The organism is Citricoccus alkalitolerans (genome assembly GCF_039528175.1).
Classification (GTDB): Bacteria; Actinomycetota; Actinomycetes; order Actinomycetales; family Micrococcaceae; genus Citricoccus; species Citricoccus alkalitolerans.
On sequence record NZ_BAAALH010000001.1, the window covers coordinates 67,004 to 90,184 of the forward strand.

The 23,181-nt window shown below is 69.3% G+C and carries 19 protein-coding genes; 9 read left to right on the top strand and 10 right to left on the bottom strand.

Annotation, left to right across the window (positions count from 1 at the left end; all coding sequences use genetic code 11):
* Nucleotides 1-116 precede the first annotated feature (116 nt).
* Both ABD134_RS00330 and ABD134_RS00335 read right to left on the bottom strand, forming a co-directional pair.
* The gene (locus tag ABD134_RS00330) at nt 117-1,151 is read right to left on the bottom strand and encodes an aldo/keto reductase (protein ID WP_344225667.1); all 1,035 of its coding nucleotides are present in this window, start codon (nt 1,149-1,151) and stop codon (nt 117-119) included.
* Between the two features lie 27 nt (nt 1,152-1,178).
* A complete protein-coding gene (locus tag ABD134_RS00335; protein WP_344225669.1) occupies nt 1,179-2,375 on the bottom strand; it encodes a glycosyltransferase family 4 protein in 1,197 nt (398 codons plus the stop codon).
* Nucleotides 2,376-2,521: 146 nt separating this feature from the next.
* Between ABD134_RS00335 and ABD134_RS00340 the strand changes: the two genes are divergently transcribed.
* The 3 genes from ABD134_RS00340 to ABD134_RS00350 are packed head-to-tail and all read left to right on the top strand — an operon-like array spanning nt 2,522 to nt 5,043.
* Nucleotides 2,522-3,901 carry a cell division protein PerM gene (locus ABD134_RS00340; protein ID WP_344225671.1) on the top strand — a complete coding sequence of 460 codons (1,380 nt, stop codon included), beginning with the start codon at nt 2,522-2,524 and terminating at the stop codon, nt 3,899-3,901.
* A gap of 39 nt (nt 3,902-3,940) precedes the next feature.
* A complete protein-coding gene (locus ABD134_RS00345; protein ID WP_344225674.1) occupies nt 3,941-4,273 on the top strand; it encodes an ArsR/SmtB family transcription factor in 333 nt (110 codons plus the stop codon).
* A complete protein-coding gene (locus tag ABD134_RS00350; RefSeq protein WP_344225676.1) occupies nt 4,270-5,043 on the top strand; it encodes a cation diffusion facilitator family transporter in 774 nt (257 codons plus the stop codon). Before ABD134_RS00345 ends, ABD134_RS00350 begins: the two co-directional genes overlap by 4 nt.
* An 85-nt stretch (nt 5,044-5,128) precedes the next feature.
* On the opposite strand, the gene ABD134_RS00355 is transcribed toward ABD134_RS00350, so the two are convergent.
* Genes ABD134_RS00355 through ABD134_RS00375 form a run of 5 tightly spaced genes read right to left on the bottom strand, consistent with a single transcriptional unit; the run spans nt 5,129 to nt 8,770 of the window.
* Nucleotides 5,129-5,569, bottom strand: coding sequence for a hypothetical protein (locus tag ABD134_RS00355; RefSeq protein WP_344225678.1), 441 nt, complete (start codon nt 5,567-5,569; stop codon nt 5,129-5,131).
* Nucleotides 5,570-5,588: 19 nt separating this feature from the next.
* Nucleotides 5,589-6,554: an ABC transporter substrate-binding protein gene (locus ABD134_RS00360; protein WP_378108424.1), complete on the bottom strand. Its 966-nt coding sequence runs from the start codon at nt 6,552-6,554 to the stop codon at nt 5,589-5,591.
* A gap of 4 nt (nt 6,555-6,558) precedes the next feature.
* Entirely contained in the window at nt 6,559-7,242 is a 684-nt protein-coding gene (locus ABD134_RS00365) for an ABC transporter permease (protein ID WP_344225683.1), read from the bottom strand.
* On the bottom strand, nt 7,239-7,958 hold the full coding sequence (locus tag ABD134_RS00370; protein ID WP_344225685.1) for an ABC transporter permease: 720 nt from the start codon (nt 7,956-7,958) through the stop codon (nt 7,239-7,241). Before ABD134_RS00370 ends, ABD134_RS00365 begins: the two co-directional genes overlap by 4 nt.
* Nucleotides 7,955-8,770: an ABC transporter ATP-binding protein gene (locus tag ABD134_RS00375; RefSeq protein WP_344225687.1), complete on the bottom strand. Its 816-nt coding sequence runs from the start codon at nt 8,768-8,770 to the stop codon at nt 7,955-7,957. The genes ABD134_RS00370 and ABD134_RS00375 overlap by 4 nt, the downstream gene beginning before the upstream one ends.
* A 59-nt stretch (nt 8,771-8,829) precedes the next feature.
* Between ABD134_RS00375 and purN the strand changes: the two genes are divergently transcribed.
* Together purN and ABD134_RS00385 are read left to right on the top strand one after the other, a co-directional pair.
* Nucleotides 8,830-9,423 carry a phosphoribosylglycinamide formyltransferase gene (gene purN, locus ABD134_RS00380; protein ID WP_344225690.1) on the top strand — a complete coding sequence of 198 codons (594 nt, stop codon included), beginning with the start codon at nt 8,830-8,832 and terminating at the stop codon, nt 9,421-9,423.
* A gap of 87 nt (nt 9,424-9,510) precedes the next feature.
* Nucleotides 9,511-10,914, top strand: a complete 1,404-nt coding sequence (locus ABD134_RS00385) for an MFS transporter (protein WP_344225692.1) — start codon at nt 9,511-9,513, stop codon at nt 10,912-10,914.
* A gap of 34 nt (nt 10,915-10,948) precedes the next feature.
* Here the strand turns inward: ABD134_RS00385 and ABD134_RS00390 are convergent, their stop codons facing one another.
* The gene (locus ABD134_RS00390) at nt 10,949-12,343 is read right to left on the bottom strand and encodes an MFS transporter (RefSeq protein ID WP_344225695.1); all 1,395 of its coding nucleotides are present in this window, start codon (nt 12,341-12,343) and stop codon (nt 10,949-10,951) included.
* Between the two features lie 39 nt (nt 12,344-12,382).
* On the opposite strand from ABD134_RS00390, the gene ABD134_RS00395 reads away from it, so the two are divergent.
* The 4 genes from ABD134_RS00395 (at nt 12,383) to ABD134_RS00410 (ending at nt 19,520) form a co-directional block, all read left to right on the top strand.
* Nucleotides 12,383-14,014, top strand: coding sequence for a CYTH and CHAD domain-containing protein (locus ABD134_RS00395; RefSeq protein WP_344225697.1), 1,632 nt, complete (start codon nt 12,383-12,385; stop codon nt 14,012-14,014).
* An 88-nt stretch (nt 14,015-14,102) separates the two neighbouring features.
* Entirely contained in the window at nt 14,103-15,794 is a 1,692-nt protein-coding gene (purH, locus tag ABD134_RS00400; RefSeq protein ID WP_344225699.1) for a bifunctional phosphoribosylaminoimidazolecarboxamide formyltransferase/IMP cyclohydrolase, read from the top strand.
* 9 nt (nt 15,795-15,803) lie between these two features.
* Nucleotides 15,804-17,168 (top strand): magnesium transporter, encoded by a 1,365-nt coding sequence (gene mgtE / locus ABD134_RS00405; protein WP_344225701.1) that lies wholly within the window; start codon nt 15,804-15,806, stop codon nt 17,166-17,168.
* A 120-nt stretch (nt 17,169-17,288) separates the two neighbouring features.
* Nucleotides 17,289-19,520, top strand: coding sequence for an NADP-dependent isocitrate dehydrogenase (locus tag ABD134_RS00410; RefSeq protein WP_344225702.1), 2,232 nt, complete (start codon nt 17,289-17,291; stop codon nt 19,518-19,520).
* 30 nt (nt 19,521-19,550) lie between these two features.
* Here ABD134_RS00410 and ABD134_RS00415 read toward each other — a convergent pair whose 3' ends face one another.
* Nucleotides 19,551-21,065, bottom strand: a complete 1,515-nt coding sequence (locus ABD134_RS00415; RefSeq protein WP_344225703.1) for an APC family permease — start codon at nt 21,063-21,065, stop codon at nt 19,551-19,553.
* 78 nt (nt 21,066-21,143) lie between these two features.
* The gene (gene glsA / locus ABD134_RS00420) at nt 21,144-23,162 is read right to left on the bottom strand and encodes a glutaminase A (protein WP_344225704.1); all 2,019 of its coding nucleotides are present in this window, start codon (nt 23,160-23,162) and stop codon (nt 21,144-21,146) included.
* Nucleotides 23,163-23,181: the final 19 nt, after the last annotated feature.

The window sequence follows — 23,181 nt, forward strand, 5'->3', positions numbered from 1 at the left end:
AGCGGCCGGGACTACTGTACCGGCAGGTACGCGGCCTGCGGAAAGCGTGACGGCGCCCGACGCCGGCCGGGCGGCCTCGGGCGCTGGCCGGCGGTTTCCCCGGGGCCGTGCTCCGATCAGGTCGGCGGGGCGGCGGGTTCGTCTTCCGTGTCGATCGTGGCCCGCTGCTGGACGGCATAGCGGTGCCCGTGCACGGTGTCATGGTTGATGATCGCGTCGATCCGGACCACGTCCTCGGCGGTCAGGACCACCTGCTCGGCGGATTGGTCCTCCGCGAGGTGCGCGGCCGACGTCGTGCCCGGGATGGCGAGGACGTCCGGCCCCTGGGCGAGCACCCAGGCGATGGACAGAGCCGCGAGGGTGGTGCCCAGGCGCTCGGCCTCGGCGCGGAGGGGCTCCAGCAGGGCGAGGTTGGCCGGGAAGTGCTGCGCTGAGAACCGCGGCATCCGGTGCCGCATGTCCCCCTGGGGGAGGGACATGGGGTCCTGCACCCCACCGGTGAGGAAACCGCGCCCCACGGGGGAGAAGGCCACGAGGACGGCACCGGTGCGGCGGCAGGCGTCCAGCAGTCCCCACTCCGGATTGCGCGTCCACAGGGAGTACTCGTTCTGCACCGCGGCCACCGGGTGCACGGCGTGGGCCCGTTCCAGGGTGGCCCCGGAGACCTCGGAGAGGCCGTAGGCGCCGATCAACCCGGCCCGGACCATCTCGGCCAGGGCGCCGGCGCTCTCCTCCACCGGCACGTCCGGATCGAGGCGGTGCAGGTAGTAGAGGTCGATGAACTCGGTGCCCAGTCGGCGCAGGGACGCCTCGACCTGGCGGCGGAGGGTCTCAGGGCGACCGTCGACCCCGCCGTCCGGCCCGCCGGTCAACCCGCCCTTGGAGGCCAGGAAGACGTCCTGGCGGCGCGTTCCCAGGGCGCGCCCCACCACCTCCTCGTTGTGGCCGGCACCGTAGAGCGTGGCCGTGTCGAAGTGGTCCACCCCGGCGTCCAGCGCGGTGCGGACCATCGAGACGGCGTCCTCGTCCGTGAGGAACCCGGAGTACCCGTGATTGAGGTTCATGCAACCCAGGCCGACGGGACGGACGGTGCGCCCGGCCAGGGCACGCGGGGAGGACAGATCAGTGGTGAGGGCGGGAGCAAGGCTCATAGGGTCAGCCTAAAGTGTCCGGCCGGCTCAGCGCGGCAGCAGCCACCCGTCCCACCCGGAGCTCTGCTCGAGGTAGGTGCGCACGTAGACGTCGTTCTGCCGGCGCCGGACGCGGATGGCGCGCTCGTAGTAGCCGACGAGCTGTTCGCAGAGCACCGGCCAGGTCCGTCCCTGCACCGACTGGAAGGCGGTCTCGGCGAAGGCGCCGCGCTTGACGTCGTCGTAGGTCAGATCGCGGACCCGCTCGCGGAGCTCGCCCAGGTCCCCGGGCCGGTACAGCCAGCCGGTGCGGGACGCGTCCACGAGGTCGAGCGGTCCGCCGCGGCCCACCGCGACCACGGGCACGCCGGAGGCCATGGCCTCCTGGATGGTCTGGCAGAAGGTCTCGGACTCCCCGGGATGCACGAACAGGTCGAAGCAGGCCACGTGGCGGGCCAGGTCCTCGCCACCCTGGAAGCCAGCGAAGTGCGCGCCGGGCAGCTTCTTCCGCAGCGAGTCCTTGAGGGGGCCGGAGCCCACGATCACCAGGCGGGTGCCCGGCAGGTCGTTCAGGACGGCGAGGTCCTCGACCTGCTTCTCGGCGGCCAGGCGGCCGACGAAGCCGATGAGCCGCTCGCCGTTCGGGGCGAGCTCGGCGCGCAGCCCCTCATCCCGCTTGGCGGGATGGAACCGGCTGGTGTCCACGCCACGGCGCCACAGGTGTACTCGCTGGATGCCACGGCCGTGCAGCTGGTCCAGGCAGAAGCTGGAGGGGGCCACGGTGAGCGTGGCCAGATCGTGGATGCGCTCCACCTGTTGCCAGAGGACCTCCTCGAGCCAGGGGAAGCCGTAGCGGGCCGCATAGTTGGGCACCTCCGTCTGGTAGACGCACACACTGGGCAGGCCCAGCGCGTGGGCGGCCTGGACGGCGCGCCAGCCGAGGACGAAGGGGGAGGCGATGTGGACGACGTCGGGGGCGAAGTCCGCGAGGATGCGGCGGACCCGGTTGACGGTCCCGGCGGCCACCCGGACGTTGGTGTACCCCTGCAGCGGGATGGAGGGCAGCAGGTGCACCGGGTACCCCTCCACCGCGGTCGGTGCCTCATCCTCCATCCACGAACTGGACGGGGCGATCACCAGGACATCGTCACCCCGTTCCCGCAGGTGGCGGAGCACCTGGAGGATGGAGTGGGTGACACCGTTCATGTGCGGCAGGAAGGATTCTGCGACCACAGCGACTCTCACGGTCCCATGATGACCGTCCGCCGCCAACGGGCGGCCCGCGGCGCGGTGGATCCGAAGTGGCGGTCCGATGAACTCTGGGTAAGCCGCGCCGACCCGGTCCTGATTCCGGTACCGGCCGTCAGACGGGTGGCACCATGGACGATGACATGAACGCTCGAACCACTCGCGCCCTGAAGCCCCTGCCGTTGCCCCTGTGGATCCAGGGGGCGATCGAGGCACTCATCGCTGCCGTGATCTCCGCGATGCTGGTGCTGATCCCGCTCGTGGTCATCTGGTCCGGTGGCGGATTCGCCGCCACGGGCATCGACTTCATCGCCCGGTTGGGCGGTCAGGGCTGGCTGGCCATCCACGGGGTGCCCTTGCATCTGAGCCTGGAATCAGGGACGGACGCCGATGCCCTCCTGACCGGAACCTTCTGGTTCCTGCCCTGGGGGTTGGTGCTGCTGCCGTTCTTCCTGGGGTGGCGGGCCGGGCGTCGACTGGCCCGGGCTTCCTACCGGGACCAGATCTGGCAGGCGCTCGCCGGTGGCGCGGTGGCCTACGCCGCCGTCGGCCTGGCCACCTCCCTGCTGGTGCCCACCGCCGCCGTGGCCATCAACGTCACCTGGGGGACGCTGATTCCCACGGCCGTCATGGTGCTCTCCCTGCTCGCGGGCGCGCGCCGGGAAGCCGGGACCTGGGCGCGGCTGATCGGCGTGGACCTGGCCGACCGAATCGAGCGGCTGTCCCAGCACTCGCGGTGGGCCGGCTCCTACGTGTTGTCTGTGGTCCGCGCCGGAGCCGTGGGCCTGATCGCCTCCTTCGGGCTCGCCGCGGCCCTGATGGCCGTCCAGATCGGACTGCACTGGGCGGACATCGCTCAGGTCTACCAGGAGCTGAACGCCGGTGTCTGGGGCGGTGCCGTCGTCACCGTGGCCCAGCTCGGCATCATGCCGAACCTGGCGATGTGGACGTTGGCGTGGACCACCGGGGCTGGATTCAGCCTCGGGACCGGATCCGTGGTGGCACCCCTGCAGACGCTGGTCGGGCCGCAGCCGGCTGTCCCCGTGCTCACCGCGCTACCCGTTGGGCTGGAGCCCGCGTGGTCCTGGCTGTTCCTGTTCCTGCCCGTGGCCGGCGGCTTCCTGGGCGGCTGGTGGCTCCTGCGGGAGGGTGAGAACCACTTTGACGAGTGGCTCTCCCTGAAGATCCCCCGGCGCTGGGCCTCACTGACCCTGTCCACCCTCGCCCTCGGGGTGTTCGTGGCGCTGGCGACGGCGGTGCTCGCCCTTCTGCCCTTCTGGCTGTCCACCGGTTCGCTGGGTGTGGGCCGGCTGACCGACCTGGGTCCCACGGCCTGGCTCGCCGCGGTGATGCTCGGTGGCCTGGTGGGCCTGGGCGCCATGTTCGGCTACCTCGCCTCACCGGCGTGGGAGAAGTATCAGTACGTGGTGCCGGAGGACTGGGACGACGAGGCTGGCGAAGATGATGCACGTGACGAGGACGGCGAGGAGCAGAACGCCGGCGGGGACTCCGGCAGGCGGTAAGCAGGGCGTCGATACATCGAAATGTGTATCGTTGAGGTCATGACAGTGGTGAGCAGTACCCATGCCATGGCGTTGGCCCAATTGGGGCATGCACTCTCGGACGGGACCCGCACCCGTATCCTCCTCGCCCTCCGCGAGAGCCCCGCGCGGCCGTCGGATCTGGCGGAGCAACTCGGGGTGTCCAGGCAGTCCATGTCCAATCAGCTGGCCTGCCTGCGTGGCTGCGGACTGGTCGAGACCACTCCGCAGGGCCGTAGCACCTGGTACCGGCTCGCCGATCCCCGCATCGGTTCGGCTCTGGGCGACCTGCTCGACCTGGTGGTGCAGGTCGATCCGAACTGCTGCTCACCGGAAGGGTGCACGTGCCGATGAACTCGGAGAGCGGAAAGTCCGCGCCACGGCCTGCGCCTTGGCCCGGGACACTGTCCAGGCACCGGCCCGAACCCCTGCCGGCCGTGCGGCGGACGGTGCTGCAGCGCCGCATCCGCGGGATCGTGGCGGTGACCATCGCCTACAACGTGCTCGAGGCCGTCATCGCGCTGTCTGCGGGCACCGTGGCCTCCTCCTCGGCTCTCATCGGATTCGGACTCGACTCGATCGTTGAGGTCCTCTCCGCTGCTGCCGTTGCCTGGCAGTTCTCCACTCCTGATCCGCATCGCCGCGAGAAGACGGCCCTGCGGGTGATCGCCGTGTCCTTCTTCGGGCTCGCCGCCTTCGTGTCCTTCGACGCCGTCCGCTCGCTCGTCGGCGTGGTCGAGCCGGACCATTCGCCGGTGGGCATCGTGCTCGCGGCCGTCAGCCTGGCCATCATGCCGGCACTGTCCTGGTTCGAGCGCCGTACAGGGCGGGAGCTCGGCTCCGCCTCGGCCGTGGCGGACTCGAAGCAGACGCTGATCTGCTCCTACCTCTCCGCGGTCCTCCTGGCCGGCTTGCTCTTGAACAGCCTGTTCGGATGGAGCTGGGCCGATCCACTGGCGGCCCTCGTCATCGCCGGATTCGCGCTCAAGGAGGGCCTGGAGGCGTGGCGCGGTGACGCCTGCTGTACCCCAGCCTCTGTCCTGGCAGGGGCCACCAACGTCGGCGACGATGCCGACGGCGGCAACGGAGCCTGTTCCTGCTGTGCCCCGGAGCGCCGGACCTAGGCGCCGGACGGACCCTCGGTCGTCAAGGCCCGGACGTCCGCGGATGCCGCGCGGTGACCCTCTCTCAGGCGTTGCCCGGCTGGTCCTACTTCTCCTGGTTGTGGAGGGTGATCCCCGTGCCCGGCAAAGCGGTCCCGCCCAGCTGATCCGTGTAGGTGCTGCTGCAGTTCTCCAGGGCGCGGTCCGTCAGGGCCGAGGAGGTGCACTCCTCGAACTGTTCGGTGGCATCCCAGAAGATGATCTGCGCCGAGGCCACGAATCCGAACATCGCGCAGCCGGCCATCGCTGCCGCTGTGGCGAAGCGCAGAACCCAAGGGGACTTCACGTGGGCGGTGCGCACGAGCGCCACCACACCCCAGACGAGTCCTGCCAGGGCGAAGGCCAAGGAGACGGCCTTCCACGGCAACGTCAACACGGAGGACAGGTAGGTGAGCAGCAGCATCCCCGCCACCCAGAGCAACGCATCCCGGAGGGAGCGGTACTTCTTCAGTTCTGGGTCAATGCTGGCGGATTCGGTCTGGCTCACCATCCCACCCTACTGGGGTTCAGACCAGTTCCTGCTCCGCCAACCAGGCGGTGGCCAGCTCGGCGCTCGAGGCCTGGTCCTCCACGGACTGGCGGTTGAGGTCGATGAGCTCCTCGGCGGAGAGCCGGGCGTTGACCTCCTCGATCACGGCGGCCACGTCCTCACCCACAGCCTCGGAAACGATCGGCGTGACGTTCTGCGGCAGGATCAGGTTCTCCGGATCCTTGAGGGTCACCAGGTCCTGGGTCTGGATCGACGGGTCGGCCGAGTAGATGTCGGCCAGCTGGACGTCTCCGTCCACCAGGGCCTTCACCGTCAGCGGGCCGCCCGAGTCCTCCACCGGCACCACGCTGACCTCCACCCCGTAGACCTCCTGAAGGCCCTCCGGGCCATAGGGTCGGGTTTCGAACTCGGAGTTCGCCGCCACGGTCAGCGGCTCGTCCACGTTCTGCAGGTCAGCGAGGGTGGTGAGCGAATGCTCCTCGGCGAACTCACGGGTGACGTTGTAGGAGTCCTGGTCCGTGGCCTCGGCAGGCTCGAGGGCACGCAGATTCTCGGGCAGGACTTCGGCCAGCGCGGCGTGGATGTCCTCGGGCGTGCTGGCCGTCGACTCCGCGTCGTAGTACTGGAGCAGGTTGCCGGAGTACTCGGGCAGGACGTCGATCGCCCCCGACTCGAGCTCGGGCAGGTACACCTCACGCTGGCCGATCTGGTACTCGCGTTCCACGGTGAACCCCTCGGCCTCCAGGGCCTGGGCATAGAGTTCGGCGATGATCTCGTTCGAGTAGTACTGCTGGGACCCGATGACGATCGCGTTTCCCGCCGCGCCGCCGTCGCCGGAGTCCCTGCCGGCCGAACCGGAGGCCCCGCCGCCGAGCGGGTCCGAACTGCCGCAGCCCGTCAGGGCCAAAGCGGAAACGGCGGCCAGGGCGATCAGGGGCCGGCGAGCGCGGGGGGAACGGCGAGGCTGCGGAGTCATGGACATGAACCTACTGCGCCTGTACCTGCCGCGCCACCCGGACTCCGCGGGGCACGGCGGCCCGGCCGGCGGCGGCGAACAGCAGATCCAGCACGATCGCGAGCAGTACGACGATGAGCGACCCGCCGAGCATCATCGCGTAGTCCTGGGTCTTGAGCCCGAGGAAGAGGTAGCGGCCCAATCCACCCGCCCCCACGTAGGCAGCCAGGGTGGCGGTGGCGATGACCTGAAGGGCGGCCGAGCGCAATCCGCCGATCAGTAGGGGCAGTCCTAGAGGCACCTCGACCCGCCACAGCACCTGGGCCTCGGTGAGACCCTGGGCGCGGGCCGCGTCGATGACCTGCCGGTCCACGGCTTCGAAACCGGCATAGGCGGCAGCCAGGATCGAGGGCACGGCGAGCACCACGAAGGCGGTCATAGGCGCGGCGAGCCCGATGCCCAGCGTCAGCCCCATCAGCGTCACGACGCCGAGGGTCGGCAGGGCGCGTGCGGCTCCCGAGACGGCCACGGCGATCCCACGGCCCCGGCCAGTGTGTCCTACCCACCAGCCGACAGGGACGGCGATCGCCGAGGCGATGACGAGGGCCAGCACCGTGTAGCCGAGGTGTTCGAGCGAGCGGGCGCCGATGCCGGACGAGCCCTGCCAGTTCGACGGCTCCAGGCACCAGAGGAGGGCGTCCCTGAGTTGGTTCATGAGGGGGTCAACGCCCCGTCGGCTCGATCGGCTCGGAGCGACCGGCCGCTGACCCGGTTCGACCGGTCGCTGGCCCGGCGGGAGGGGGTGCGAGCCCAGGGCATGATCAGCCGGCCCGCCAGGACGAGGAGGCGGTCCAGGGCCAAGGCCAGGGCCACTGTGAGCACGATGCCAGTGAGGATCTGCGCGAGGATGCCGCGTTGGAAGCCGTCCGTGAAGAGCATGCCGAGCGAGGGGATGCCGAGCACGGCCCCCACCGTGCACAGGGACACGGTGGAGACGGTCACCACGCGCAGTCCCGAGAGGATCACCGGCCCGGCCAGAGGCAGGTCCACCGTCAGGAAGCGCCGCAGGGGGCGATAGCCCAGGGCTGTGGCGGCGCTGCGGGCCTCGGCTGGGATCCCGTCCAGACCGTCGGCCACGCTGCGCACCATCAGGGCCACCCCGTAGAGCGTCAGGGCCACCACCACGTTGACCGTGTCCCGCACGCCCGTGCCGATCAGCACCGGCAGCACGATGAACAGGGGCAGGGAGGGCAGGGCGTACATCAGCCCTGCACCGGTGAGCACGGGGCCGTTGAGGGGCCGGTAGCGGTGGGCGAGCCACCCCAACGGCAGGGAGATGAGCAGGGCCAGCAGTATCGCCGGCAGGGAGGTGGCCACGTGGGCCCACAACCGATCGAGGATCAGCGGCAGGTTGTCCAGGATCCAGCTCACTCGGCGAGCACCCCGGCGGGCCGGCCGTGCGGGTCCACCAGCAGCACCGAGCCGTCCGCGGCGGTCTCACGGCGCAGGGTGCGCTGGCCGCGGTCCAGACCCAGGAAGTCCCGGACGAAATCGCTGGCGGGGGCGGACACGAAGTCTTTGGGGGTGCCCTGTTGGGCGATCCGGGCACCGGTCTGCAGCAGGACGATGTGATCGCCGAGGGTCAGGGCCTCGTCCATGTCATGGGTGACGAAGAGGATGGTGGTGCCGAGCTGGTGGTGCAGGTCCACCAGTTGGCGCTGCAGGTCGGCGCGCACCAGGGGGTCCACCGCCCCGAAGGGCTCGTCCATCAGCAGGATCTCCGGATCGGCGGCCAGTCCGCGGGCCACGCCCACGCGTTGTTGCTGCCCACCGGAGAGCTGGGCGGGGTAGCGGCTCGCGAGCTCCGGGGCCAGCCCGACGAGGTCCATCATCTCGGCGGCCTTCCTCCGGGCGGCGGATCGGTCCATGCCGGTCAGACGGGGGACGGTGGCGATATTCTGGCCCACCGTGCGGTGGGGGAGCAGCCCGGAGTTCTGCATGACGTAGCCGATCCGCCGGCGCAGGGCCACCGGGTCCTGGCTGGCCACGTCCTGCCCGTCCACGGTGATCCGTCCCTCACTGGGATCGACCATCCGGTTGACCATCCGCATCAGCGTCGTCTTGCCGCAACCCGAGGAACCGGCCAGGACGGTCAGCGATCCGCGGGGGACGGAGAGGCTGAAATCGTCGACGGCCACTGTGCCGTCACGGAAGCGTTTGGTGACGGATCCGTAGGAGATCATGCGCCAACCCTACTGGGACTGGGACCGGGGCCGGCCGATGCCGCCCTAGGATGGATTCCATGCGCATTGTGGCCCTTGCCTCCGGTTCCGGTTCCAACCTTCAGACGGTCATCGACGCCGTGGTGGCGGGCACCCTGGATGTCGAGATCGCCGCGGTCGGCGCGGATCATCCCGGGGCCAGCGCGCTCGCCCGCGCCGCGGCGGCGGGAATCGAGACCTTCGTGGTGGACTTCTCGGAGTTCGGAGACCGGGCCGACTGGAACCACGCGCTGACCGTCGCCACCGCGTCCTATGCGCCGGACTACGTCCTGTCCAGTGGTTTCATGCGGATCGCGGGGGAGGAGTTCACCGCCGCGTTCGAGGGCCGGTACCTCAACACGCACCCAGCACTGCTGCCTGCCTTCCCCGGCGCCCACGGGGTGCGGGACGCGCTGCGCTACGGCGTCAAGGTCACCGGCTGCACCGTGCACATCGCCGACGCCGGCGTGGACACCGGACCGATCCTCGCCCAGGCTGCCGTGCCCGTCCTCGACACGGACACCGAGGAGGCCCTGCACGAGCGGATCAAGGTCCAGGAGCGCCATCTGCTGCTCACGGTGCTCGGCGAGCTGGCCGCCGGGCGGACCCCACAGGACTACGTCTCCCGGGCCTGAAGCGAGGCGCCGTTGGCATGTGCCCGCGATCACGGATAGCGTGTGCTGCGAGACACACTCACTATGAGCATAGGTATGGGACCAGGCATGGCACAGCAACCGACTCCATCGACTCCACCGGCGGCGCCCGGTACCGGCAATGACCTGAGGGAGCGCATCGAACACGCGCCCATGAGCCGGTATCAGTGGCTCATCATCGGCATCTGTACATTCCTCAATGCCCTGGATGGCTATGACGTTCTGGCCATGGCCTTCACCGCCACGCCGGTGACCGAGGAGTTCGGTCTGAGCGGGTCCGAGCTGGGGTTCCTGCTCAGCGCCGGGTTGCTCGGCATGGCTGTGGGTTCCCTGACCCTGGGCCCTGTGGCCGACCGCATCGGCCGGCGCAACATGACGATCGTGGCCGTCGTGGTCAACGCGGCTGGCCTGTTCCTTTCGGCCACCGCCAACAGTGCCTGGGAACTGGGGATCTGGCGAGTGGTCACCGGCCTGGGCATCGGCGGGATCCTGGTGGGGACGAACGTCATCTCCTCGGAGTACGCCAACCGGGCCCGGCGCGGCCTGGCCGTCAGCATCTACGCGGCCGGATACGGCGTCGGCGCGTCCCTGGGCGGGACCACTGCGGTGTGGATGATGGACCAGTTCGGGTGGCGATCGGTCTTCACGCTCGGCGGCGCCCTGACCGTGGTGGCCCTCATCCTGGTGCTGGCCCTCATGCCCGAGTCGGCCGCCTACCTCTACAACCGGCGCCCGGTCCGGACGCTGGAGAAGGTCAACGCTATCGCGCGCAAGGTCGGCCAGCCGCCGGTCCAGGCACTGCCGGAGGTGACGGGCCACGGCAACGGGCCGGCGTCGGGAACGGAGGGTGACGCCGCGGCCGAGACGGGCGTCGGCGCCCTGTTCAACCGGCGCAACCGGAACGTCACGATCCTGGTGTGGATCGCCTTCTTCGCCGTCATGTTCGGCTTCTACTTCGTGAACTCCTGGACTCCGCGGTTGCTGAACGAGTCCGGGCTGACGCTGAACCAGGGCGTGATCGCCGGCATCATGCTGACCATCGGCGGGACCATCGGCTCGCTGCTCTTCGGTGTGCTGACGGCCCGTTGGTCCACCCGGGCGACCCTGTTCTGGTTCACCATCGGCGCGGCCGTGGCGATCGTCCTGTTCATCTCCTCGGCCTCGATCGTCTGGGCCGTGTTCGCGCTCGGGATCGTGGTCGGCATGCTGATCAACGGCTGCATCGCCGGGCTCTACGTCCTCACGCCGCAGTCCTACTCGGCGTCGGTCCGCAGCACCGGTGCCGGCTGGGCGATCGGCATCGGCCGCGCCGGCGCCATCCTGGCGCCGATGGCCACCGGTGGCCTGCTTGATTTCGGGTGGACGCCGCAGGCGATCTACATCGGGGTGGCGGGCGTGGTGCTGATCGCCACCGTCGCACTGGGCTTCCTGCGCTCCGCCGACATCGAGGCCAACCGGGCGCCCCAGCGGTAGTCCGGGGGGTCCGGGGGCTTCGGGGTATCGCGGCTCACCGCTCCGTCACCTCCAGCCCCCGGCCCTTGGTCTCCGGAGCCATGAACACCATGAGCGCGCAGGCTGCCACCACGAACGCCGCCGTGACCACGAAGGACCAGGCCAGCCCGATGGCCGGCACCATCCACGCCACGAATACCAGTGGGCCCACGCCGGCGGCGATGCGGGAGACGGCTGAGGCCCAGCCGAAGCCGGACCCCCGCAACTCCGTGGGATACATCTCGGACACGTAGGTGTAGAGCACCGGGATCGCGACCTGCACCACGAAGCCGAACGCGAGCACCAGGGGGAGCACCGCCGTCGGGACGTCCAGGAGGGCGGCCAGCACGACCAGCAGGAGCGAGGACACCACGGCCGTGAGCGCCAGCAGCCACTTGCGTCCGGTCTTCTCCACGAGCCAGGCGGCCACCACCACGCCCAGGAGCCCGACGGCGGCCATGGCGCCGGTCATGATGAAGGCGCGGGACTGCTCGTACCCGGCCTCGATCAAGAAGGTGGGCAGCCACTGCAGGGCGATGTAGTAGACGAGCATGAGGGTGAAGAACAGGGCCCACGCGACCGTGGTGATGCGCCACGAGTACCGCCATAACTGAGCCAGCTGCTGGCCCATCGAGGCGAAGGTCAGCCGCCGCGGCTCCGGGACGGGCGGCAATACGTACGCCCGCTCCTCGGCACCGGTGCGGCGCACCATCTCGTCGATCACGGCGCGCGCCTCCTTCTCCCGGCCCTGCTGGATCAGGAACAACGGGGATTCCGGCACGTGCAGGCGCACGAAGAACACCAAGAGGGCGGGCAGGACCATCGCCAGCATCGGCAGCCGCCAGTCGCCCCACTGGGCCACCATCCAGGCAGAGAGGAAGCCGCAGGCGGCGGCCCCGATGGGCCACCAGCCGTCCATGGCGGTGAGCACGGTGCCCCGTTGCTTCCGTGGGGTGAACTCGCCCACCAGGGCGTAGTCCACCGGGATGCAGCCGCCGAGCCCGAAGCCGGCCAGGAAGCGGAACAGCACGAACCAGCCGATGTCCCCGGTCAGGGCGCCCGCCAGGGTGAAGAATGAGAACATCAGCAGGGTGGCCGTGAAGGCCTTCTTGCGGCCGATCCTGTCCGCCACCGTGCCCCAGACGAAGGCGCCCAGGGCCATACCGATGAGGTTGGCGGTCCCGATCCAGGCCGCTTGGCCGGCGGACAGCCCCCATTCCTCCCGCAGCAGGGGGATGAGCACGCCGTTGAGGGAGACATCCCAGGCATCGAACATGAAGCCGAGGCCGCCGATGATGAAGACCCGCCCCTGGGTATTCCACCGCCAGGGCAGGCTCTGGACGATCTCCTCGCCCGTGGGCAGTGCCGAGGGCCGTTCGGGGCGGGCATCTGGTCTGGTCTCTGGACTCACCCGGCCATTGTTCCACCGTGGCTCTGGGATCATGGATCCATGGGTGAAACAGTGCAGGTGGAGATCGAACGGAAGTATGACGTGGACGGGCAGGCCTCTCTGCCCCGGCTCAACGGCGTGGGCGGAGTGGCCCAGGTGCGGTACCGCCCGCCCATGGCCCTCGAGGCCATCTACTTCGACACGGCCGCCCGGGACCTCTCCGCCAACAACGTCACCCTGCGTCGGCGCACCGGCGGCACGGATGCCGGCTGGCATGTGAAGATCGGCAAGGGCGAGCGCCGGCTCGAACTGCACTCCTCGCTCGGCAAGGATGACGCGGCGGACGTCCCCGCCAGCCCGGTCACGGTCTCCGTGCCCGCCCGCATCCTGGACCTCGTCCAGGTCCACGTTCGTGGCAAGCAGCTCGTGCCGATCGCCCGGCTGAACACCCTGCGCTCCGTGGTGGACCTCCTGGACGGTCAGGGCCGCCAGCTGGCCGAGGTCAGCGATGACCAGGTGGCGGCCATGGCCGTGGGCTTCCGCACCGAATCCCGGGTCCAGCACTGGCGCGAATGGGAGGTCGAGGTGGTCGACGCCGGCCTGATCGCCGCCTCGGCGGGCGGCACGGACGCCTTCCTGGACGCTATCGGGCAGGTCCTCCAGCCGGCCGGGGCACGGCCGTCCGCGGTGGGATCCAAGGTGGAGAAGGTGGTCGGCAAGGCCGTGGACCCGCTGGATCCCCGGGCCCCGCTGGTCAGGACCGGCACCCCCGAGGACCACGACGGCGGGGCCCCGGCAGTCCATGCGGTCCTGGCCGCCACGGTGCGCACCCAGGTGAAGGTCCTCAAGGGCTGGGATCCACTGGTCCGCCGCGACGTGGAGGATTCCGTGCATCAGTACCGGGTGGCCTGCCGTACCCTGCGGTCCCTGCTCCAGACCTACGCCCCGCTCCTGGAGGCGGACGCCACCGGCGCCGTCATCAGGGATTTGAAGAAACTCGGCAAGCTCTTGTCCGTGGCCCGTGACGCCGAGGTGGTGCGGGATCAGGTCCGGGAGAAGGTCGCCGCGCTGCCCGGCGGCCCTCAGGGGGCGATCGCCGGGACGATCCCGGGCAAGACCGTCCGGCGACTGCACGAAGCGAAGGCCCAAGCCTACGAGGCGGCGCATGCCCGGCAGGTCAAGCGCATGCGCACCGGCTGGTACTTCGAGGTCCTGGACCGGCTCGACGCCTTCGCGCTCACCCTGCCCTTGAACCCGGGGTTGCCCGAAGGGGACACCGCTGCCGCCGCCATGGTGCCGCTGGCCACGAACCAGGTGGATGCTGTGCTGGCGCTCGCCGCCGCCGTCGGGGGCGAACAGGATCAGGCCCGGCGGCTCGACCACATGCACGAGGTGCGCAAGGAGGCCAAGCGGCTGCGCTACGCCGTCAAGGCGGTCCAGGACGCCGCCGGCCTGGATTTCGGAGACGAACTCGTGGCCCGGATGAAGACCGCCAAGAAGCTCCAGGAGGCACTCGGTGACCACCGGGACTCGGTGATGTTCCAGGAGCATGTGCTGGCAACCTCGAAGGTCGCGGCCCGGAAAGATGAGGACACCTTCGGCTACGGGGTGCTGTTCGCGGCCGAGTTCGCCCTGCAGGCCCGCACCGAGGCCGCGGCCGAGCGCCTGGTGGCGAAGCTGGCGGCGCACTGACCGTCATCCCCGACCGGTCGGGCCGGCGCGGCTCTACACTGGACGCGCACGACCGCACGTACTGCCGACCAGCCACAGGAGCACACCCGTGACCATCCAGCTCGACCGTGTCCCGCTCAAGCGGGCCCTGATCTCCGTCTACGACAAGACCGGGCTGGAGGAGCTGGCCGCCGGGCTGCACGCCGCCGGCGTCCAGATCGTCTCCACGGGTTCCACGGCTCAGCGGATCGCGGGCGCAGGCGTGCCCGTCACCGAGGTGTCCGAGGTGACCGGTTTCCAGGAGTGCCTGGACGGCCGCGTCAAGACCCTCCACCCGATGGTCCACGCGGGCATCCTCGCCGACCGTCGCCGCGAGGACCACGTGGCCCAGCTCGCACAGATGGACGTCCAGCCTTTTGACCTGGTCGTGGTGAACCTGTACCCCTTCGTGGACACGGTCCGCTCCGGTGCCGGCCAGGACGAGGTCGTCGAGCAGATCGACATCGGCGGACCCTCCATGGTGCGGGCCGCGGCCAAGAACCACCCGTCTGTGGCCGTCGTCGTGGACCCGGCGAAGTACGGTGACGTGGTCTCCGCCGCCCAGCAGGGCGGCTTCGACCTCCCGGCCCGGCGCCGGCTCGCGGCTCTGGCGTTCGCGCACACCGCCGCGTATGACAACGCGGTGGCGGCCTGGACGGCGGCCCAGTTCGAGGCTGACGAGGACACCGCTGAGGCCAGCCTCTTCCCGCCCTACGCCGGGGTGACCCTGCAGCGGGCACAGACCCTGCGCTATGGCGAGAACCCTCATCAGCAGGCCGCTCTCTACGTCGAGGACGGGGCCACTCCGGGCATCGCCCAGGCTGAGCTGCTGCACGGCAAGGCCATGAGCTACAACAACTACGCGGACGCGGACGCGGCCCTCCGGGCGGCCTACGACTTCAACCAGGCGGCCGTGGCGATCGTCAAGCACGCCAATCCCTGCGGCGTCGGCGTCGCCGTCGAGTCCGGGGACGATCCGATCGCCGAAGCCCACCGCAAGGCCCACGAATGCGACCCGGTCTCCGCCTTCGGTGGCGTGATCGCCGCCAACCGCGAGGTCACCGCCGGCATGGCGAACACCGTCCAGGGCATCTTCACCGAGGTCGTCATCGCGCCGTCCTTCTCCGCCGAGGCCCTGGAAATCCTCTCGGCGAAGAAGAACATCCGCCTGCTGCGCCTGCCGGAGGGCTTCGCCCGGGACTCCGTGGAGTACAAGCAGGTCTCGGGCGGCATGCTGTTGCAGGCCCGTGACGCGGTGGATGCCGCCGGTGACGATCCCGAGACCTGGACCCTGGCGGCCGGCCCGGCCGCCGATCCGGAGACCCTGGCAGACCTCGCCTTCGCGTGGCGCGCTGTGCGCGCGCCGAAGTCCAACGCCGTGCTGCTGGCCAGCGGCGGGGCGACGGTCGGCATCGGCATGGGCCAGGTCAACCGCCTGGACTCGTGTCGTCTCGCCGTGGAGCGGGCGAACACCCTGGGGGCGGCCTCCACGGGCGCCCAGGAGACCGCCACCGAGATCACGACGGCGGGTGGTGCGGAGAACGTGAGCGGCACCGGCGCACCGGAGCGGGCCCGTGGAGCCGTGGCGGCCTCTGACGCCTTCTTCCCGTTCGCCGACGGCCTGCAGATCCTCATCGACGCCGGCGTGCGCGCCGTCGTGCAGCCGGGTGGCTCCGTCCGGGACGAGGACGTCATCGCTGCGGCCGAGGCCGCCGGCGTCACCATGTACTTCACCGGTGCCCGCCACTTCTTCCATGGTTGAGCCGGTGAGATGATGACGCCGAAGGGTCAGCCTGGTCCGGAGACACGGATCAGCGGCGACCTGCGCCAAGGTGACGTCGAGGCCGCCACGGACAGGTTGCGGCAGATGCCCCCGGCCCAGGTGCGGCGTGTCCTCGGCCGCTCCGGGCCCGGGGACGTTGCGGTGATCTTCCGGCTCCTGGAGAAGGATGTCGCCGTGGAGGTCTTTGCCTCCCTCGAACCACGTCAGCAGTCTCAGCTCATCAGAGCTATGCAGGACGAGGACGTCCAGGTCATGTTTGCGCATCTGCAGGCCACTGGTCAGGCACGGCTACTCGATGAGGTTCCCGCCGAGGTGGCCCAACGGCTTCTCGGCACCCTCAACAGCGGGCAACGTGAGGACGCGGGCAGGGTTCTGGGATATCCGCCCGGATCCGTCGGCCGCAGGATGGGCCCCGTCCTCATCGAGATGCGTCCTGGCATGACTGCCGGCGAGGCATTGCAGTCTCTCCGCGAATCCGCTGTGCCCGAGCAGCGGCTGCGCCGCCTGGTGAGCCTGCCGGTGGTCGGCAGGGCGCACCGGCTGTTGGGGATGGTGGAGTTGACAGTCCTGGTCAGTGCCCCCGAGCAGGCACGCGTCGCCGATCTGATGACCACGGACGTCGACTCCGTCATGGCGACAGACGATGATGAGACTGCGGCCCGCAGGCTCGCCGCTGAGGACCTGCTGGCACTGCCCGTGATCGACGTGGCCTCGAGGCTCGTCGGCGTCCTCACCCTGGCGGACGCGAGCCGGATCCTGGCTGAGGAGGAGACGGAGGACGCCGCCCGGTCGGGTGGATCGGAACCGTTGGCCCAGCCCTATCTGAGTACGTCCGTCGGCCGGCTGGTCCGTTCGCGGATGGTCTGGCTCCTGGTCCTGGCCGTGGGTGCGGCCCTGACCGTGCAGGTGCTGGAGGTCTTCGAGTCGACGCTCGAGGAGATGGTGGTCCTCTCCGTTTTCGTCCCCCTGCTCATCGGCACCGGGGGCAATACCGGTAACCAGGCTGCGACCACCGTCACGCGTGCCCTGGCCCTGGGAGACGTCCGGCCCGGAGACTCACTGCGGGTGGTGTGCCGAGAGTTCGCGGTGGGACTGGGCCTGGGCGCCATGCTGGGCACCATCGGTCTGGTGGTCGCCGGCCTCGTGTATGCCTGGCCCATCGGGGTCGTCATCGGGCTGACGCTGCTGTCCATCTGCACGTTGGCCGCCTCAGTGGGATCGCTGATGCCGATCATCGCGCGGCAGATCGGGGTGGACCCGGCCGTCTTCTCCAATCCGTTCATCTCCACGGTGGTGGATGCCCTGGGTCTGATCGTCTACTTCCTGATCGCCCGGTCCGTCCTGGGGATCTGAGCGGGACCCGGTCACGATGGGAGTCGGGGCTGGCACCTCCGGTAGATTGGGGGCCGATTCACCCATCACGACGACTCGGGCCGTGCCCACCGGCGCGCCCTGCGAGGAGACCCACGCTTCATGTCGAAGATCATCTACACCTATACCGACGAGGCTCCCATGCTGGCCACCGGCTCACTCCTGCCGCTCGTCGAGGCCTTCGCCTCGACCGCGGGTGTGGGTATGGAGACCCGGGACATCTCCCTGGCCGCGCGCGTCCTGGCCGTCTTCAACGACCTGTTGCCCGAGGACCAGAAGGTCAACGACGCCCTCGCCGAACTGGGTGAGCTGGTCAAGACCGATGACGCCAACGTCATCAAGCTGCCGAACATCTCCGCCTCCGTGCCGCAGCTGAAGGCTGCGATCGCCGAGCTGCAGGCCGGCGGCTACGCGCTGCCGGCCTACCCGGATGAGCCGAAGACGGCCGAGGAGAAAGACGCCCGGAGCCGCTACGACAAGGTCAAGGGCTCCGCCGTGAACCCGGTCCTGCGCGAGGGCAACTCGGACCGCCGCGCCCCGAAGGCCGTGAAGAACTTCGCCCAGAAGCACCCCCACTCGATGGGCGCCTGGTCGGCCGACTCGAAGACCAACGTGGCCACCATGGCCGCCAACGCGTTCTTCCACAACGAGAAGTCCGTGGTCATCGGCGAGGACAGCACGATCCGGATCCAGTTCGTGGAGGACTCCGGCGAGGCCGGTCAGCCGACGGTGCTCAAGGACGACTTCCCGGTGCTCGCCGGTGAGATCATCGACGGCACCTTCATGTCCGCCGCAGCCCTGGACGAGTTCCTCGCCGCCCAGGTCGCGCGCGCCAAGGACGAGGGCGTCCTGTTCTCCACCCACCTCAAAGCCACCATGATGAAGGTCTCCGACCCGATCATCTTCGGTCACGTGGTCAAGAGCTACTTTTCGTCGCTGTTCGAGAAGTACGGTGCCGAGCTCGCCGCTGCCGGCCTGTCCGCCAACAACGGGCTGGCGGCAATCCTCTCCGGTCTGGACTCCCTGGACCCGAAGGTCGCCGAGGGTGTCCAGGCCGAGATCGAGGTCGGCTACGCCAACGGCCCGGACCTGGCCATGGTCAACTCGGACAAGGGCATCACCAATCTGCACGTCCCCTCGGACGTGATCGTGGATGCCTCCATGCCGGCCATGATCCGTACCTCCGGCCACATGTGGAACAAGGACAACCAGGAGCAAGACACCCTCGCAGTGCTCCCGGACCCGTCGTACGCCGGTGTGTACCAGGTCGTCATCGACGACTGCCGTGCGAACGGCGCCTTCGACCCGACCACCATGGGCACCGTCCCCAACGTCGGCCTGATGGCGCAGAAGGCGGAGGAGTACGGCTCGCATGACAAGACGTTCGTCCTCGAGACCGCCGGCACTGTCCAGATCGTGGATGGCTCCGGCGCCGTGCTGATCGAGCACGCCGTCCAGGCCGGGGACATCTGGCGTGCCTGCCAGACCAAGGACGTCCCAGTCCGCGACTGGGTCAAGCTGGCCGTCACCCGCGCGCGCGCCTCCCAGACCCCGGCCGTTTTCTGGCTGGACGAGAACCGCGCGCACGACGCCAACCTGATCGCCAAGGTCAACGAGTACCTGCAGGACCACGACACCGAGGGCCTGCAGCTCGAGATCATGGCCCCGGAGCAGGCCACCGCCTTCACGCTGGAACGCATCCGCCGCGGCGAGGACACCATCTCGGTCTCCGGCAACGTGCTGCGTGACTACCTCACCGACCTGTTCCCGATCCTGGAGCTGGGCACCTCGGCCAAGATGCTCTCGATTGTCCCGCTGATCAACGGTGGCGGCCTGTTCGAGACCGGCGCCGGTGGCTCCGCACCGAAGCACGTCCAGCAGTTCATCGAGGAGAACCACCTGCGCTGGGACTCGCTCGGTGAGTTCCTGGCCCTGGCCGTCTCCTTCGAGCATGAGGCCGTCTCCCACGGCAACGCCCGCGCCCAGGTGTTGGCCGACACCCTGGACCGCGCCACCGGCACCTTCCTGGAGGAGGGCCGCAACCCCTCCCGCAAGGTCGGGGAGATCGACAACCGCGGTTCGCACTTCTACCTGGCCATGTATTGGGCCCAGGAGCTGGCGAAGCAGACCGAGGACGCGGAGCTCGCGTCGAAGTTCAGGGAGATCGCCACGGACCTGACCGAGAACGAGCAGAAGATCCTGGATGAGCTCAACGCGGTCCAGGGGGCCCCAGTGGAGATCGCCGGCTACTACCACCCGTCCAAGGAGAAGGTCTTCGAGGCCATGCGCCCGTCGGCCACCCTCAACGCGATCGTGGCCAAGCTGACCAGCTGACCCGTCGCAGCCGGGCAGGCGACGGGACCGTCACCTGCCCGGCGGCCGCGGCGGCAAGTCTTCATCCCGGCCGATCAGGACGTCCCCGACCGGGGCCCCCCGCTTCCGGTTGCTGGCCCTGTTGAGGAAGTACGTGAGCACCCACAGCACGATCCCGAGGACCATCAGCCCACCGGCGATCTGGTAGACGATGGGATCCCGCTCCACCCAGGGCCCCGCCAGGAACAGGGAGAAGAGTCCCGCGAGGTAGGGCAGCACGGTGGGGGAGTTGAAGGCTCTCTTCGAAGACGGGCCCGAGTCCGGGTCCACGCCCCTCCGGCGCCGCAGCACGATGCAGGCCACGTTCACCACGGTGAAGACGCAGAGCAGCAACAGGGCGGTGGTGCTGGAGAGGTTGGTGACGATGTTGCTCTCGGGGTCACTGGTGACGTACCAGATGAGGAACAGGGCCAGGACGGTGGTGAAGATGATCGCGACCCAGGGAGTGCGGCGGACGCGCAGCACTTTGCCCAGTGGCCGCGGCAACACGTTCTGCTTGGCCATGCCGTAGACCAGCCGGCTGGCCATCAGCATGTTGATCAGGGCGGTGTTGGCCACGGCGAACACCGCCAGGAAGGGGAAGACCCGGTCCACAGGGAAATCAGGGGAACCCTGCTTCACCACTTCGAGCAGAGCCTCTCCCTCGGCCTCACCGATCCTGGACAGCTCGGTGGGTGAGAGCACGGCCACGGCGGAGATGGCCACCAGCATGTAGAAGAGCACCGCGATGCCCAGGCCGGTCAACATGGTCCGTGGGAAGATGCGGACGGGGTCCTTGGTCTCCTCGACCATGTTCACGGAGTCCTCGAAGCCCACCATGGCGAAGAACGCGATGGAGGTGGCTGCCGTGACGGCGAGGAAGAGCCCCTTGTCGTTGTTGTCCTGGAACACGAAGATCTGGCCCAGGTCCGAGCCGCCCTGGGCCATGGCGAAGAAGCCCACTCCGATCACGATGCACAGGGCCGTCATCTCCACCAGTGTCAGGACGACGTTGAACTTGATGCTCTCGCCCACCCCGCGCAGGTTGATCAACGCCAGCAGCACCATGAAGCCCAGGGCCACGCCCATCACCGCGCCGGGATTGGCCTCGCCCATCCAGCCGTTGACCTCCAGTCCACCGAAGAAGTTCTGCGCGAGCACGTTGGCCGAGGTGGATGCGCTGGTGATGCCGGAGCACACCACGGCGAAGGCCACCAGGAACGTGACGAAGTGGATGCCGAAGGCCTTGTGCGTGTAGAGCGCGGCCCCGGCCGCCTGTGGATAGTGGGTGACCAACTCCAGGTAGGAGAAGGCGGTCATCGTGGCTACGGCGAAGGCCAGCAGGAAGGGCAGCCACAGGATGCCGCCGACCATCCCGGCCATCTCACCGGTGACCGCGTAGATCCCGGCCCCCAGCACGTCGCCCACGATGAACAGCAGCAACAGTTTGGGGCCGAGGACCCGTTTGAGTTCGCCTTCGCCCGACTCAGGAGGGGCGCTGGGGACGTCCGGCGTGGTGGTGCTCATGGCTGCCTCCGACATCTGCACAGGTCACACAGGTGTTCGCAGTGTGGCCCGCCCAGGAAGCGACGGTCAATGACTCGGTCACTCGAAGCGCGCGCCCGACTCCCTGCTCATCTGCTCCACGGAGGTGTAGGCGTCCCGTGCCAGGGCGGACCACAGCTTGATGGCCAGCTGCGGATCGGACTCCTCCAGGGCGGAGATCACCTGGGCCGTGAGGACCCGGGTGGTCACCGGACCCATGGCGCGCACTGTGGTGAGCTGCCGGCCGGCCTGACCGAGGGCGATCTCGCCGAAGATCATGCCGGGGGAGAGGTAGGCCTGCCGGTAGCGCCTGCCGCCGGAGCCCTGGCTGGTGAGCTCGACCTGCCCCGCGGTGATGAAGTAGATCCCGCCGAACGGTTGTCCGGCCCGGCGGATGACCTGCCCGGCCCGGTAATTGCGGGTCTCCATGAACGCGGACAGGGTGAGGGCGTCCTCCTCGTTGAGCATCTCCAGCAGCGGGGACCGCGTCGGCTCCTGGTCGCCGGTGGGCACGAGGTCCGGCGCATGGCGGGCCAGCATCCGCTGTTCGATCCACTCCAGGGCGAGGGGCCGGGAGAGGAACAACCGAAATTCGGGCTCGACGGCGGCCTCCACCGTGCCGTCCGCGTCAAGGTCGGCGGGGGCCAGGTCAGAGACGGCGGCATCCGAGGTGAAGCTGTCGACCGCACTTCCGCCGGCATTCCCGCCGGCGGTCGCGGCTGCGCCGGCCGTGGACGCGGCAGGCGTGGACCAGGTGGTGGTCTCCGGCATCGGGTCCGGCAGGGCCCCGTCCTCCGTGTCCGCCGCGTAGTCCAGCAGGGACTGGGTGAGTGCGGTGTCGTCGTCCACGAGGATCAGGTCGCGGCGGTCATCCAGGAAGTTGCGCACCACATGGGTAAGCATCCGGGCCGCTGCCTTACCGAAGTCGTCCACCTTGCGCACGTCCACCACGAGGGTCCGGACGGAGGCGGGCAGGCCGACGGCGGCACGGGCCAGCGTCTCGGCCTCCGCGAAGCCGATGTCACCGCCGATCTCGATGATGCGGCATTCCGGTCCGTGCACCTCGAGGGCCTGCAGAGCCTCGACGCTGCGGGGGACGCTGGAGGGTGCCTCGGACAGGTCGTACCGGGCCCGGATGGTGGAGCGGCCCAGGGGTGGGACGTCACCGTAGTGCAGGCCGAAATCGGTGGCCATCTGCTTGATGGCCACGCCGCCGCGCACCGACATCCCGTGTTCGTCCAGGGGCGGGGAGAAGACTCCGACGCCCATCTGTCCGGGCACCACCACGAGCAGCCCGCCTCCGACCCCGGACTTGGCCGGCAGACCGACCTCGATGGCCCAGGTGCCGGCGTCGTCATACATCCCGCACGTGGACATGACAGAGAGCACCCAGCGGACCACCTGCGGGGAGAAGACGCGTTCGCCCGTGGCCGGGTTCACGCCCTGGTTCGCCAGGGTCGCGGCCATCATGGACAGGTCCTTGGCCGTGACCAGGATGGAACACTGGCGGAAGTAGTCCTGCAAGGACGGCTCAGGGTCGGATTCGAGAATTCCGAATGAGCGCAGCAGCCAGGCCAGGGCCCGGTTGCGGTGGCCGGTCTTGTCCTCCGCCTTGAAGACGGGCTCCGAGACCTTCAGGTCCCGGCCGGCGGCGTCCGAGAAGGTGTTCACGATCCGCCCGATGCGGTCGCGCCCGCCACGGCCCTTGATGAGCGAGGTGGTGGTGATCGCCCCGGCATTGATCATGGGGTTGTCCGGGCGCCCGGTGCCGGCCTGCAGGGAGATCTCGTTGAACGGGTCGCCGGAGGGCTCCACGTCGATCTTCTCGTGCACCTTGTCCGGGCCGAGGTCTTCCAGGGCCATGCCGTAGGTGAAGGCCTTGGAGATCGATTGGAGGGAGAACGCGTGCTCGGCGTCCCCGGAGGCGTAACAGTGGCCCTCGACGGTGGTCAGGGCCAGCCCGAACAGGTTCCGGTCCATGGAGGCGGCCGAGGGCACGGCCTGGTAGGTGGTGCCCTCGTCCACGGGGCGGATCTGGTCGACCAGCCGGTCAAGGTAGTCCTGCACGGGGGATCTCATGACCCCAGCCTAAGGGGCC